Here is a 14275-nt window from a genome sequence, read left to right as displayed (position 1 = left end):
CGGCCCCGCGGGGCCGGGACGGGCGGGGGTCAGTCGACGATCGCGCCCGGGTTGAGGTTGCGGCCGGGGTCGACGCCGGAGAACAGCGCCCCGACGATCTCGGCACCCGCCGGCGAGAGGTCCTCGGCGACCCAGCGCTTGTGCTCGCGGCCCACCGCGTGGTGGTGCGAGAGCGTGCCCCCGTTGTCGATGAACGCCTGCTGGATGGCGCCCTTGACGAGGTCGTAGGCCTCCAGGCCGTCGCGGTCGGTCGGCGGCTGGAAGGCGAACGTGAAGTACTGGCACGCACCGGAGTGGTAGCTGTGCGACAGGTGGCAGAAGACGAAGCCCTTGATGCCGACCTCCGCGAACGCCTTCTGCGCGGCGGCGACCACCTCGTCGTGCAGCGTCTCCAGGACCGCCCACGACGAGGAGGTCTCGGACACGTCGCCGTAGGCGCCGCGGTCCAGGATGAAGTCGCGGATGTAGGGGGTGTCGAACTTCTTCTGGTCGTAGAGCGTGCCCGGGCCGCTGCCGACGCCGAAGCCGCCGTGCTCCTTGACGATCTCGGCGACCAGCTGCTTGTTGCGGCGGACCCCGAGCGCGGAGCCCTCGAAGCCGATGAACGACAGGCACATCTTCGACAGGTCGAAGCCCTTGCGCCGGCTGGCGTACAGCTGCACGCCCTTGTTGAGCAGCTGCGAGAGCGGGCTGCCCTTCTTGGAGGTCGCCAGGGTGAACTGGGTCTCCATCGCGTCCGAGACGCGGGTGATGGACGGGGAGGCGTCGGAGGCGGCGATGTCGTGCATCGCGGCCAGGCCGCTGGCGTAGTCGGGGAAGAAGTACGCCTGGATGGTGCGCTCCTCGGCCAGGCGGTGCACCTGCACCGTGGCCTCGGTGATGACGCCCAGGCGCCCCTCGCTGCCCAGGACCATCTCGCGCACGCTGGGGCCGGCGGACTGCACCGGCACCCGGGCGGTGGCCACGAGGCCCTTGGGCGTCACCACGCGCACCGCGCGGGTGATGTCGGCGATGTCGCCGAAGCGGTCGGACTGCATGCCCGAGGAGCGGGTGGCGATCCAGCCGCCCAGCGTGGAGTGCTTGAAGCTGTCCGGGAAGTGCCCGATCGTCCAGCCCCGCGCGTTCAGCTGCGCCTCCAGGTCCGGGCCGAGGGCGCCGGCCTGGATGCGCGCGGTCTGCGAGGTCTCGTCCAGCTCCAGCAGCAGGCGCATCCGGCCCACGTCCAGGGAGAGCACCGGGCGGGTCTCCTCGCGCGGGGCCTCCAGGCTGCCGACGATGTTGGAGCCGCCGCCGAAGGGGATGAGCACCGCGTCGGCCTCCAGCGCGATGCGCAGCGCGGCCTCCACCTCGGCCTCGGTGCCCGGGTAGAGCACCAGGTCGGGGACGCGGCCGAAGTCGCCGCGGCGGATGCGCACGAGGTCGCGCATGGACTTGCCGTAGGTGTGCACGACGCGGTCGAGGTCGTCGTCGCGCACGTGGTCGGCGCCCAGCGCCTCCACCAGGGCGGCGCGCAGCTGCTCCGGCGCCCGCGGGGCGGGCACGGTGAGCTCGGACAGCTCGGGCACGCGCACGGGCGGGGCGTTGAAGTCGATGCCCGCCATCTTGAACGCGAACGGCGCGAGGTTGGGCTTGTCCTCGTGGTGGAACGCGACGCCCTCCTGGCCCCAGCCCCACCACTTCATGTGCTCGACCACTACGACTCCTGCACTCCCGCTGTCCTGACCGGTCCCCGGGAGCCTACGCGCCACCTCCGACGCGCGAGGCCAGGAACCGCACGGCGAGCTCGTAGCCGTCCACCCCGAGACCGGCCACCACCCCCGTGGCGACGGGGGTGATGTACGAGTGGCGGCGGAAGTCCTCGCGCGCGTGCACGTTCGACAGGTGCACCTCCACCAGCCCCGCGGACAGCTCCGCGCAGGCGTCGCGCAGCGCCACCGAGGTGTGCGTCCAGGCCGCCGGGTTGAGGACCACCGGCAGGCGCGCGTCGGCCGCCTCGTGGACCCAGCCGAGCATCTCGTGCTCGGCGTCGGTCTGGCGCAGCTCGACCTCCACGCCCAGCTGCGCGGCCAGCGCCTGCAGGCGCGCGTCGACGTCGGCCAGCGTCGTCGTTCCGTACACCTCGGGCTGGCGCTTGCCGAGGCGTCCCAGGTTGGGCCCGTTGAGGACGAGGACCTTCATCCGCCCGACGCTAGCGACCTCCGGCGCCCGCGTGTCCGAGGGCGGTGCCAGCGTGCGGTCCGTGACGCAGCCCGAGACGCAGCCGCAGACGCAGCCCGAGACGCAGCCGCAGGCGCAGCCCTTCCGCTGCTTCGGCACCGGCGACCCGCTCTACGAGCGCTACCACGACACCGAGTGGGGCCGGCCGGTGCACGGCGACGCCGCGCTGTACGAGCGGCTGAGCCTGGAGGCGTTCCAGTCCGGCCTCAGCTGGATCACCGTCCTGCGCCGGCGCGAGGGCTTCCGCGCCGCCTTCGACGGCTTCGACCCGCACGTCGTGGCCGGCTACGGCGAGGCCGACGTCGAGCGGCTGCTGGCCGACCCGGGCATCGTCCGCAACCGCCGCAAGGTGGAGGCCACGATCGCCAACGCCCGCGCCGTGGTGGCGATGGCCGAACGCGGCGAGGGCCTGTCGGAGCTCGTGTGGTCCTTCGCGCCCGACCCGCCGCCGCCGGCCCCGCGCGGACCCGCCGACGTGCCGGCGCTGACGCCGGCCTCGACGGCCCTGTCGAAGGCGCTCAAGGCCGCGGGCCTGCGCTTCACCGGCCCCACCACCGCCTACGCCGCGATGCAGGCGTGCGGGCTGGTCGACGACCACCTCGCCCGCTGCCCCGCCCGCCGCGCCCCGATCGGCCCGACCGCTCAGTCCCGGGCGGCCGGCGGGTCCACCTCCCGACAGCAGAACCGCCCTTCCGAGAGGACCCCCCGATGAGCAGCACCGTCCCCTGCCTGTGGTTCGACGACCAGGGCCTGACCGCCGCCGAGCGCTACGTCTCCCTCTTCCCCGGCTCCGCGGTCACCGGCACCACCCCCGGCCCGCACGGCGCGCCGCTGACGGTCTCCTTCCGCCTGGGCGACCGGGAGTACCTGTGCCTCAACGGCGGTCCCCGCTTCCCGCCCACCGAGGCGTTCTCGATCCAGGTCCTGTGCGCCGACCAGGCCGAGGTCGACCACTACTGGGACGGCCTGGTCGCCGGCGGCGGCAGCGAGTCGGCGTGCGGCTGGCTGAAGGACCCCTGGGGCGTGTCCTGGCAGGTGGTCCCCACCCGGCTCGGCGAGCTGCTGGGCGACCCCGACCCCGCCCGCGCGCAGCGCGCGCTGCAGGCGATGCTCGGGATGCGCCGCCTCGTCGTGGCCGACCTGGAGGCCGCCGCCGACGGCCGCGGGTGACGCCGCGGCGGGGTCGACGTGACACCGCGTGAAGCTCCGCGCGGTGCCGTGGGAGGATCGTGCGTCGAAGCGGGAACCACGATCCCGGCGAGCCAGAGACAAGAGGTGTCCACATGGTCGATCGACAGCGTGTCGTCATCGTCGGGGGTGGCTTCACCGGCCTGTACGCCGGCAAGAAGCTCGAGAAGCTCCTCCCGGCCTCCACGGCGGAGCTGGTGATCGTCAGCCCCACCGACCACCTCACCTACAGCCCCCTGCTGCCGGACGTCACCGCGTCCGTCATCGAGCCGCGCCACGTCGCGGTCTCGCTGCGGCAGGCCCTGCCCAAGCACAAGCTCGTCGTCGGCCACACCACCTCGGTCGACGTCGAGGCGAAGACGATCACCATCTCCCGCAGCGAGCGCGGCCAGGTCGAGCAGGGCACCCAGGTGCTCTCCTACGACAAGCTGATCCTCGCCCCCGGCTCGGTGACCCGGCGCTTCCCGATCCCCGGCGTGGCCGAGGCCGCCCGCGGCGTGAAGACCATCACCGAGGCCGCGTTCGTGCGCGACCACCTCATCGCGCAGCTGGACGCGGCGGACGCCCTGCCCGACGACCCGCGCTTCGACGCCGAGCGCGCCGAGCGCATGACCGTCGTCGCGGTCGGCGCCGGCTACACCGGCACCGAGATCGTGGCGCAGACGCAGCGCTGGCTGACCCGCGTGGCCGACCGCTACTCGCGCATCGACGTCAAGGACGTCCGCTGGCTGCTCATCGACGTGGCCCCGGCCGTCCTGCCCGAGCTCGGGCCGCGGCTGGGCCAGTACGCGCTGTCCGCGCTCAAGGGCCGCGGCATCGACGTGCGCCTGGGCGTCTCCGTGGCCTCCGTCGAGGGCAACGTCATCAACCTCACCGACGGCACGCCGGTCCCCTCGCGCACCCTCATCTGGGGCGCCGGCATCGTCGCGAACCCGCTGATGGCCACCCTGGGCCTGCCGCTGGACCGCGGCCGGCTCGTCGTGGACGCGCAGATGCGCGTCGCCGAGGACATCTGGGCCGCCGGTGACGCGGCCGCCGTGCCGGACCTCGCCAAGCCGAAGCCGGCCGACGGCCCGCAGCCGGTCACCCCGCCCACCGCGCAGCACGCCCAGCGCCAGGGCACCCAGGTCGGCAAGAACGTCGCCGCCAGCTTCGGCATCGGCGTCGCCAAGGACTACGTCCACAAGGACCTCGGCCTGGTCGCCGACCTCGGCGGCACGACCGCGGTGGCCAAGCCGCTGGGCATCGAGCTGACCGGCTTCCCGGCCAAGATCGTCGCCCGCGGGTACCACCTGTACGCGCTGCCGGCGATGAGCAACCGCATCCGGGTGCTCACCGACTGGGCGCTGCACGCGGTCCTGCCGCCGCAGTCCGTGGCGATCAACGCGACCCGTCCCGAGGACGCGCTCATCACCACCGCGCAGAACACCGAGATCTACCCGAAGGCCGAGGACAAGCCGAAGGTCGGCTGACCCCGCCCGTGGTCGGCGAGGAGGCGGTGGCGTTCGTCGCCGCCTCCCTGCGGACCAGCACCGCCCGAGCCCGCCGGCTGGCGCACACCGCGCTGCCGGCGGGCTTCGCGCGTTCGGTGGCCGGCGCCGCGCGGGTGCTGCTCGTCGAGGGCGCCACGGACGCGGCCGTCTTCGGCGTGCTGCTCGAGGGCAGCGGCGTGCGGGTGGTGGCCGCCGGCGGCAAGCACGCGCTGCCGCTGGCGGCCGCGCTCTGCCGCGCCCACGGCGCCGCCGTGCACGTGGTCCTCGACGGCGACGGCGGCGCGTGGCGGCGCTCGCGCACCCCCGCGCGCGCCCGCGCCACCGCCCGCCGCGCCACCGCCCAGGTGCTCGCCGACCTCGCCCCCGCCCCGGTGACGACGCTGCAGGACGACCTGGAGGCCGAGCTGGCGCAGTGGCCGTCGTTCACCGTCCCGGCCACCAAGGACCCCGCGGCCTACGAGGCAGCCGCCCGGGCCGCCGCCCGCGACGACCTGCCGGTGGTGCTGCGCACCGTGCTGGCCGAGGTGCGGGAGCACGGCGGGGGCTGACCGCGCCGCCCCGGGCACGGCGTCCCGCACGCGCCGGTGGCCGGGTCAGGGCAGGGGGGTGCGCAGCCGCTCGGCCAGGCCGGTCGCGCGGGCCAGCGGGCGCTGCACGGCGGCGACGACCGCGTCGACGGAACCGACGACGCGCACGCGCTCGCGGGCGCGGGTGAGCGCGGTGTAGAGCATCTCCCGCGTCGCCAGCGGTGAGCGCGCCGGCGCGGCCAGCACCGTCACCGCGCCGAACTGCGAGCCCTGGCTGCGGTGGACCGTCATCGCGTGCACCGGCTCCACGGCCGCCAGCCGCGCCAGCGGCACCACCAGCGGGCCCTCGCCGCGCCCGAGCGCCGCGACGAGGACGCCGTCGCGCTCCAGCACCACCCCGGTGTCGCCGTTGAACACCCCGACCGCCGGGTCGTTGGCCGTCACGATGACCGGCAGGCCCACGTAGCGCCCGTCCGCCCGCACGCTGACGCCGAACTCCTCCACCGCCCAGCGCTGGGCCAGCGCGCTCCAGTGCGAGACGCCCCGCCCGCCGTGGCGGTGCGCGCACAGCACCCGGTGCGCCTCCAGCGCCTCCAGCGCCGCCGCGGCGTCCCCGGCCCGGGCCGCCCCGACGAGGGCACCGGTGCGCCCGACGACGTCGGCGCGCACCGCCTCCAGCGCCGCCCCGGCCACCGGCTCCTCGTCGGGCACCTCGAAGAACTCCAGCCCCGGCGCGTCACCGGCGCGCAGCAGGTCGACGACCTCGTCGGCGGCACCGCGGCGCACCGCGTCGGCCAGCGCCGCGATGCGCCCGCCGGCGCTGAAGCGGTGGGTGCGGGTGAGCAGCGCGATGCCGTGCGGGGCGGCCGGGCCGGGGGCCACGAGGTCGGCCAGCACTGCGCCCACCTCCACGGAGGCCAGCTGCTGCGGATCGCCGACCAGGACCAGGCGGGCGCCCGGCCGCAGCGCCGCCAGCAGCCGCGCCATCACCCCCAGCCCCACCATCGACGCCTCGTCGACGATGACCACGTCGTGCGGCAGGTGGTGCTCGGCGTCGAAGCGGGCGCGCACCGACCCGGGGCGGATGCCCAGCAGCCGGTGCAGCGTGGAGGCGCCGGTGGTCTCCAGGAAGCGGCGCTCGGCGGGGGTGAAGACCTCCTCGGCGGCCGCGGAGACCACCGCCTCGGTGAGCCGGGCCGCGGCCTTGCCCGTCGGGGCGGCCAGCGCGACCCGCGGGACGCCGTCGGAGAGCGCGTGCAGGGCCGCCAGCAGCCGGGCGACCGTCGTCGTCTTGCCGGTGCCCGGCCCGCCGCCCAGCACGGACACCCCGTGCGTCAGGCACACCGCCGCGGCGGCGCGCTGGTCGTCGGCGGGGGCGCCGGGCCACAGCCGGTCCAGGACCGCGCCCACCGCGGCCGCCTCGTAGCCGGCGACCCCGGTGGCGCGGGCCCGCAGGTCGGCGGCGACGGCGCGCTCCTGGCGCCAGTAGCGGTCCAGCCACAGCGCGTCGCCGACCAGGTGCAGCGGGGTGGTGGGCCCGGCCGCGCCGTCCCCGGCCGCGGTGTGCTCGGTGGTCAGCAGGCTGCGGCGCACCGCCTCCAGCCACTCCTGCGGCGGCGGCCACGTCACCTCCACGGCCTCGACGTCGCCGGAGTCGTCGGCGTCCTCGGGCACCACCGTGGCCGGCACCTGCTCCAGGTGCAGCACGACGGAGCCGTGCCGGACGGCCCGCACGGCCAGGGCGAGCGCCAGCAGGACGCGCTCGTCGTCCTCGCCGCCGAGCGCCCCCAGGCGGCGGGCGACGTGGACGTCGGCGGCGTGCAGCAGGCCCAGGGCGTTGGCCTCGCGCAGCAGGCCGGTGGCCCCGCGCGCCAGGCGCGCGCTGCGGTCCTGCTCCTCGGCGGGGGCCAGGTCCCCGGCGGGGGCCTGCGGGTGGAGCGTGGTCACGGGCGCCTCCCGGCGAGCAGGTCGGAGAGGGCCAGGACGAGCGGCGACGGCGGCCGCCAGGACCACACGCCGGGCGGGACGCCGTCGGCGGCGGCCTCGACGCCGGGACCGCACATGCCCCGCAGGAACAGGTAGAGCACGCCCCCCAGGTGGCGGTCGGGGTCGTAGCCGGGCTGGCGCCAGCGCAGGAAGCGGTGCAGCGCCACGCAGTACAGCAGCGCCTGCAGCGGGTAGTGCGCGGCCAGCACGGCCTCGTCGAGCGCGGAGCGGCGGTAGTGCCAGGCGGTCAGCTGCTCCCCCGGCGCCCCGAGGCGGTTGGTCTTGTAGTCGACGACGAGGAAGCGGGGGCCGGTGGGGCCGCCGCGGCGCAGCACCGCGTCGACGGAGCCGGTGAGGTAGCCGCGCAGCACCTCCCCGGCCAGCGCCGGGTCCTCCAGCGCGTCGGCGTAGCGGTGCACCGGGTCGCCGGCCGGCAGGTGCCGGCGCAGCAGCCCGGCGAGGTCGCCGAGCCGCGGACCCACCGGCCCGGCGTCGTCGCCACCGGCCAGCGGCAGCTCGAAGTCCAGCTCGGCCAGCCGGTCGGCGGCGGCCACGTCGGCCAGGCACGCCCCGCCCGCGAGCGGGCCCAGGCCCGTGCGCAGCACCGGCTCCAGCGCGCTCGCCAGCGGCTGCGCCAGCGCACCGGCGTGCTCCTCGCGCGCCAGCGCCAGCAGGTGGGCGGCGCGGTCGGGCACGGCCGGGTCGAAGCGCTCCAGGACGGCGTGCACGAGGGTGCCGAAGCCGGCGCCGGCGGGCAGGTCGGCCATGGGCGAGAGCACCCCGCGCCAGGTCCGCGACCCCTCCTGCGGCTCCTCCTGCGGCTCGACCCCGCCGGCACCGGGCGCACCGGTCAGCCCCACCACGTCGACCTCGTCGGAGGCGCGGCCGACGTCCGGCGCGGACAGCACCACCCGCTCCGGGGCGGCCGGGAGCTCGTGCACGGCGCGGGTCAGGCCGCTGTAGGAGGTCCGCCGCCAGTCCAGGTCGACCTCCCCGCCGAAGCGCGCCACCTCCAGCCGCGGCGGCGGGGGGGTGCGCGCGAGGAGGCGGCCCGGGTCGGGCGCCGCCCCGGCGCGCTCGAGCCGCACGCCGCTGCCGGCGCCGAAGAGCGCGCCGAGCCGCTCGGCCAGCACCGCCTCGGCGGGCAGCGGCGCCCGCTCCGGCACCCGCCGCGGGTCGTCGGCCGCCAGCAGCCGGTGCAGCGCGCCGCGCGGGGTGTTCGCGCTCGGCGCCCACCACACCAGCGAGCGCGAGACCGACCGCGTCAGCGCCACGTACAGCAGCCGCAGGTCCTCGCCGAGGTCCTCGGTGTCGGCGGCGCGGCAGGCCTCGTCGTAGCCGGCGCTGCCCGGGCCGCCCACGTGCAGGGCGCGCCGGCCGTCGGGGGCGTGCGCGACCGGCAACCGGTCCTTCTCGCGCCCGGAGCCGCCGCCCGCGCAGTCCCAGCCGAACGGCACGCAGACGACCTCGAACTCCAGGCCCTTGCAGGTGTGGACGGTGGCGACCTGCACGGCGGTGCGGTCGGTGTCCAGGCGCCGCGAGCGCTCGGGGTCGACGTCGCCGTCGGCGTGGTCGACGCGCCCGCGCAGCCACGACAGCAGGCTGGAGACGCCGCCGCCGGGGTTGAGCTCGGACTCGGTGTGCAGGACCTCGGCGATGTGGCGCAGGTCGGTGAGGCGGCGCTGGCCGCCCTCCAGGGCCAGCAGCCGCTCGGGCAGCCGGGTGCTCTCGGCCACGAGCGCGAACATCGCGGAGACCCCGCGCTCCTCCAGCACCGCGCCCCAGGCCCGCAGCCGCACCGACAGCTCGTCGGTGGCGCGGTCGCCGGCGGCGTCGAGCTCGGCGGCGGTGCGCCCGAGCAGGCCGGACAGGGCGAGGCGGCGCACCCGCGGCGAGCGGTGCGGCTGCTCGACGGCCTCCAGCAGCGAGATCCACTCCCGCGCGGCGGGGGTGGTGAAGACGCTGGGGCCGCGCGAGAGCACGCACGGCACCCCGCGCCGGTGCAGCTGCTCCTGCACCTGGGCGGCCTGGGCCCCGGTGCGCACGAGGACCGCGACGTCACCGGCCTCCAGCGCGCGCTCGGGAGCGCCGTCGCGCGGGCGCACCCGCAGGCCCTCGGAGAGGACGGCGACCACCTGCGCGGCGACGTCGGCGACGACCGCCGCGCGCACCTCGGCGACGGGCGGCTGCCCCGCCGCCGCGGCCGGCAGGTCCGCGCGGGCGAGGACCCGCAGCCGCACCGGCGCCGGGTCGGCGGCGCCGGCGGCGTCGACGAGGGCGGCGCCCGGGTGGGCGGCGTCGACGGGGCGCACGAGGATGCGCTCGTCGCCGAGGGCGGCCCCGCGCAGCAGCGCGGCGGTGCCGGTGAGCACCAGCGGGTCGCTGCGGTGGTTGGTGCTCAGGGTCGCGGTGCGGTCGGCGACGTCGACGGCGTCGAGGTAGCTGCGCACGTCGGCGCCGCGGAAGGCGTAGATGGCCTGCTTGGGGTCGCCCACGAGCACGAGCGGGCAGTGCCCGTGGAAGGCGGTGCGCAGCACGTCCCACTGCACGGCGTCGGTGTCCTGGAACTCGTCGACGAGCACCGCGCGGTACCTGCGGCGCAGCCGCTCGCAGGCGACGGGCCCGGCCACCTCGGCGGTCAGCGCCTCGCGCAGCCGCAGCAGCAGGTCGTCGAAGCCCAAGACGCGGCGGGCGCGCTTGCGGGCGGCGACCTCGCGGCGCACGCCCGCGGCGAAGCGCACCCGCAGGTCCGCCGCGGAGTCCGGGGGGCTGCCGGCCGGCTCCAGCCGGGCGTCCGGGCGGCGGACGGCCTCGCGGGCGATGCGCAGCGCCACCGCGCGCTCGAACGGCAGCGGCCCGCCCCCCGGGCGGACGGCGAAGCGGACGTAGAGGTCGTCGCAGACCTCCTCGACGAGGTCCTCGACGTCCTCCACGAGCGTGGCCGTGGGGTCGACGTCGGCGGCGGTGCCCAGGCTGGTGAGCACCTGGCTGCAGAACTCGTGGATGGTGGCGACCGTCGCGGAGTCGAAGGCGGCCAGCGCCGCGAGCAGGCGCCGGTGGCGGGCGGCGACCTCGGCCGGCCCGCCCGCGGCCAGCAGCGCGACGACGGGGTCGGCCGAGCCGGCCGCGCGGGCGGGGTCGGCCAGGGCGTCGCGGGTGCGCAGCAGGCGCTCGCGGACGCGGTCGCGCAGCTCGGCGGTGGCCGCGCGCCCGAAGGTCACCACGAGCAGCTCGTCGATGCGGGCGCGGCCCTCGGCCACGTAGCGGGTGACCAGACCGGCGATGGTGTACGTCTTGCCGGTCCCGGCGCTGGCCTCCAGCACGGTGGTGCCGCTCGGCAGCGGGCCGTCCAGCGCGAAGACCCCGGTGGGCGCGCTCACCGCTCCTCCACCCGGTGCACGCCGAGCAGCGGCTCCCACAGCCGGCGCACCAGCACGTCGAAGCCCGCCGGGGCGCCCTCGGGGGCGCCGGGCGGCGGCACCCAGCCCAGCAGCCGGTCCAGGTCCGCCACACCGCCCCACACGGTGACGTTCTCCTCCTGCTTGTCCTCCTTGTCGAAGGACCACTCGGAGGTCCAGGCGCTGCCCGCGGCGCGCCGGCAGGCGTCGGGGCCGCGCTGGGACCAGCGCGCGAGCGCCCACGCGTAGGCGGTCTCCACGGGCAGCGGCAGCGGCGTGCGCAGGCCGAGCGCGCGCACGGCGAGCAGGTCCACCAGCAGCGAGCGCGCCACCTCGCCCCGCACCGGGCCGAGGGTGAGCACGCCCACGGTGCCGCGCGCGCCGCGGCCGACGACGACGGCGCGGTGCTCGGTGGCCGGGTGGGAGGCGGACAGCGCGAGCAGCTCGATCCAGGCCCGCACCACCTGCTTGCCCCTGATGCGCGAGTAGGTCGTCGTGACCGCCACGTCCCCGCCGGCGCGGCCGCCGGCCCGCACGGGCCGCACCCCGCGCACGCCGCCGGTCAGGCGGACCTCGCCGGCACCGGGCACGGTCAGGTCCAGCTCGACGTCGACGCCGCGGGGTGCGGCGGTGCCCAGCTCGGCGGCGACGGCGGCGATGCGGTCCACCAGCGGGCCGACCTGGCGCAGCACCCGGGCGCCCAGGGGGCCGGGCGGCAGGTGCCCGCGGGCGGCCTCGACGCGCACGACGGTGGTGGGGTCGGTGCCGCGCAGGCGCGCGGCCAGGGCCCGGTCGCCCACGGCCCAGGTGGCCAGCGCGTCCAGCTCGACGGGAAGCGCGTCGTCGGGCTCCTCCTCGCGGGTGGCCGAGGCGACGTCCAGGCGCTGGCGCAGGAAGCCCCGGGCGGGGTGCTGGAAGAACTGCACGAGCTGGTCGAGGTCGAGGTCGGCGGTGGGTGCCGGCGGCAGCCAGCCGGTCAGGAAGGGCGGCGGCGCGGCGGGTTCGCCGGTGGCGGCGGCGGCCCCGGCGAAGGCGGTGGTGTCGTGGCTGAAGGCGTGCGGGCCGCCGAGGGCGCCGGGGGTGAAGTTGCGCGGGTCGGTCGGCTGCAGGGGGTGGCGCACGAGCACGTGGTCGCGGGCGCCGTCGGGGGTGAGGTCGTCGAGGGCGTCGAGCAGCTCGCCGACGGGGACGGCCGGCGGCAGCTGCGCGCCGGTGCGCACGTCGCAGCCGTCGTAGGTGACGACGAGGTGCTGGCCGGCGGAGCGGACGGCGTCGAGCAGCACCTGGCGGTCCTCGCCGCGGGGGTCGCGGTCGCCCACGTGCGGGTCGCGGGCGAGCAGGTCGTCGGCGTCGGGGGCGACCGGGCGCGGGAAGGCGCCGTCGTCCATGCCGAGCAGGACGACGACCCGGTGCGGCACCCAGCGCAGCGGGGTGGGGCTGCACACGGTCATCGCGCCGGTGCGGAAGGTCGAGCGCTGCGGGCGGCCGGCGAAGCGGTCGGCCACCAGGGCCGCCACGTCGGCGAGGCCGACCTCGGCGCGCCCGGCGCGGGCGGCGTCCTCGGCGACGGCGCCGAGCTCCGAGCGCAGCTGGGTCAGCTGCCAGCCGGCGTCGGGGTCGGCGGCGGCGAGGTCGAGGACGCCCTCCAGCAGCGCGGCGCACCAGTCGGCGACGGGGCGGCGCCCGGACAGCCGCCGCACGGCGGCCTCGAGGCGGTCGACGAGCTCGGCGAAGCGGCCGGCGAGGTCGATGCGGCTGGACTCCACGTCGGCCAGCGGGACGACGGCGTCGGCCCCCTCGCCGAGCAGGTCGGCGCCCGCCGGGTCCGCGCCGCCGACGGCGACGCCCACGAGCAGGCGGTCCAGCCCGGCGCGCCAGGACCCCTGCGCCAGCCCCGCGAGCTGCCAGCCGCGGCGGTGCTCGGCGGACAGGCCCCAGTGCACGCCGGCGTCGACGGTCCACTCGCGCACCTGCTCCAGCGCCTCGTCGTCGAGGTCGAAGCGGCGGCGCACGGCCGCGGAGGCGGCGAGGTCCAGGACGTCGCCGGCGCCGGCGCGGCCCTGGGCCATCACGAGCAGCCGCGCGGCGAGGGCGAGCAGGGGGTTGGTCTGCAGCGCGGAGCGGTCGGCGACGGACACCCGCAGGCCGCCGCCGGGGTGGGAGTCGGTGGAGAAGACCGCGGAGACCAGCGGTGCGTAGGCCTCCACGTCGGGGCACAGGACGACCACGTCGCGCGGCTGCAGGCTCGGGTCGGCGTCCAGCAGGCCGAGGACGACCTCGCGCAGGACCTCCACCTGGCGGGCGCGGCCGTGGCAGGCGTGCACCTGCACGGAGCGGTCGCCGGGCGCGGGCGGGCGGCGACCGCCGGCGGCGGGCACCTCGTCGGCGGCCAGGGCGGCCTGCAGCCGCCCCAGCAGGGTCGGCGCCGGGGCGGGCGCCGGGTGGTGCACGTCGCCGTGGCCGGGCGCCGCCAGCGCCAGGCGCACCTGCAGCTCGCGCACCTCGCGGGCCGCCGACGCCAGCAGGGGGTGGCGCACCGCGCCGTCGGCGGCCTCGCCCCGCTCGGCGCGCCGCGTGGCCGCGGGCCCGGCGGCCAGGGCCGCGGCGGTCGCCCGCCACAGCGCGGGGCTGGGGTGCAGCAGGAACAGGTGGACCTCGCGGTGCTCGGCGAGCGCCGCGAGGACCTGCAGCCGGGCCGGGGCGAGCCGGGTGAGCGCGAAGACGCCGAGCCGGGCGGGCGCGGCGCTCAGGGCGGGGTCGGCGCGCAGGGCGGCGCAGGCCTGCTCGAGCAGCTCGGCGGGGGCGGGCAGGCCGACGCGGGCGCGCACGGCGCGGAAGAGCTCCGGCTGCCAGCGCAGGTCGGCGTCGACCTCGTGCCCGCCCCCGGCGGCCCAGTCGCGCAGCAGCTGCGGGCGGGCCTCGCCGTAGCCGGTGAGCAGGCCCGCCACCCGGGCCGCCGCGGCCGTGCGCCGCACGCGCGGCGCGTCCTCGCCGGCGGGGTGGCGCAGGTGGTGGCGCAGGACCGCGAACGCGTCGTCGGCGCCGGGCGGCGCGCCGGCGGGCGGGCCGCCGGCGGGCGCGAGCTCGTCGAAGGCCTCCAGCACCTGCCAGGTCAGCGCGTCCGGCGCCCAGCGCGCGACGGCGTCGGCGGCCTGCGGGTGCACCGCCGCCACGACCTCGGCGAGCACCTCGTCGAGCAGCTCGGCCGGTGAGCAGAACCGCACGCCCGCGCAGACGCCGTCGTCGCCCCCGCCGCCCTGCCCGCCGCCCTGCCCGCCGGCGCCGAGGTGGTGCGAGAGCCGCTGGGCGATCCACCGCTCGGTGCCGGGGGCGCCGACCGCCAGCAGCTCCGCGCGGAACGGGTCGCCCCCGGCGGGAGGCCGGTGCAGGAGGTCGGCGAGGGCGGCCACGAGAGCGGTCGCGCTCTCGGAGCGGTGGACGTGCAGCACGCGGACTGTCTATCCGA

General features: G+C 77.7%; 9 protein-coding genes. 4 read left to right on the top strand and 5 right to left on the bottom strand.

All coding sequences use genetic code 11. From position 1 onward, the window contains the following. Positions 1-29 precede the first annotated feature (29 nt). Both ACRYM2_RS15595 and aroQ read right to left on the bottom strand, forming a co-directional pair. Positions 30-1694, bottom strand: coding sequence for an FAD-binding oxidoreductase (locus tag ACRYM2_RS15595; RefSeq protein ID WP_432523330.1), 1665 nt, complete (start codon positions 1692-1694; stop codon positions 30-32). A gap of 43 nt (positions 1695-1737) precedes the next feature. After that, positions 1738-2178 carry a type II 3-dehydroquinate dehydratase gene (aroQ, locus tag ACRYM2_RS15590; protein ID WP_432523329.1) on the bottom strand — a complete coding sequence of 147 codons (441 nt, stop codon included), beginning with the start codon at positions 2176-2178 and terminating at the stop codon, positions 1738-1740. 61 nt (positions 2179-2239) lie between these two features. Between aroQ and ACRYM2_RS15585 the strand changes: the two genes are divergently transcribed. The 4 genes from ACRYM2_RS15585 to ACRYM2_RS15570 all read left to right on the top strand — a co-directional run bounded on the left by ACRYM2_RS15585 (position 2240) and on the right by ACRYM2_RS15570 (position 5446). Next, entirely contained in the window at positions 2240-2929 is a 690-nt protein-coding gene (locus ACRYM2_RS15585) for a DNA-3-methyladenine glycosylase I (protein WP_432523328.1), read from the top strand. Further along, positions 2926-3387: a VOC family protein gene (locus ACRYM2_RS15580; RefSeq protein ID WP_432523326.1), complete on the top strand. Its 462-nt coding sequence runs from the start codon at positions 2926-2928 to the stop codon at positions 3385-3387. The genes ACRYM2_RS15585 and ACRYM2_RS15580 overlap by 4 nt, the downstream gene beginning before the upstream one ends. A gap of 113 nt (positions 3388-3500) precedes the next feature. Next, a complete protein-coding gene (locus ACRYM2_RS15575) occupies positions 3501-4877 on the top strand; it encodes an NAD(P)/FAD-dependent oxidoreductase (protein WP_432523324.1) in 1377 nt (458 codons plus the stop codon). Between the two features lie 8 nt (positions 4878-4885). Continuing rightward, on the top strand, positions 4886-5446 hold the full coding sequence (locus ACRYM2_RS15570) for a TOPRIM nucleotidyl transferase/hydrolase domain-containing protein (RefSeq protein WP_432523323.1): 561 nt from the start codon (positions 4886-4888) through the stop codon (positions 5444-5446). Between the two features lie 45 nt (positions 5447-5491). On the opposite strand, the gene recD is transcribed toward ACRYM2_RS15570, so the two are convergent. Genes recD through recC form a run of 3 tightly spaced genes read right to left on the bottom strand, consistent with a single transcriptional unit; the run spans position 5492 to position 14258 of the window. Next, positions 5492-7372 (bottom strand): exodeoxyribonuclease V subunit alpha, encoded by a 1881-nt coding sequence (recD, locus tag ACRYM2_RS15565; RefSeq protein WP_432523321.1) that lies wholly within the window; start codon positions 7370-7372, stop codon positions 5492-5494. Next, positions 7369-10791 (bottom strand): UvrD-helicase domain-containing protein, encoded by a 3423-nt coding sequence (locus tag ACRYM2_RS15560; protein ID WP_432523320.1) that lies wholly within the window; start codon positions 10789-10791, stop codon positions 7369-7371. The genes recD and ACRYM2_RS15560 overlap by 4 nt, the downstream gene beginning before the upstream one ends. Then, the gene (recC, locus tag ACRYM2_RS15555; protein WP_432523319.1) at positions 10788-14258 is read right to left on the bottom strand and encodes an exodeoxyribonuclease V subunit gamma; all 3471 of its coding nucleotides are present in this window, start codon (positions 14256-14258) and stop codon (positions 10788-10790) included. The genes ACRYM2_RS15560 and recC overlap by 4 nt, the downstream gene beginning before the upstream one ends. Positions 14259-14275: the final 17 nt, after the last annotated feature.

The organism is Kineococcus aridisoli (assembly GCF_050871885.1).
Taxonomy (GTDB): domain Bacteria; phylum Actinomycetota; class Actinomycetes; order Actinomycetales; family Kineococcaceae; genus Kineococcus.
This window is presented reverse-complemented; position numbering and strand designations above follow the sequence as displayed.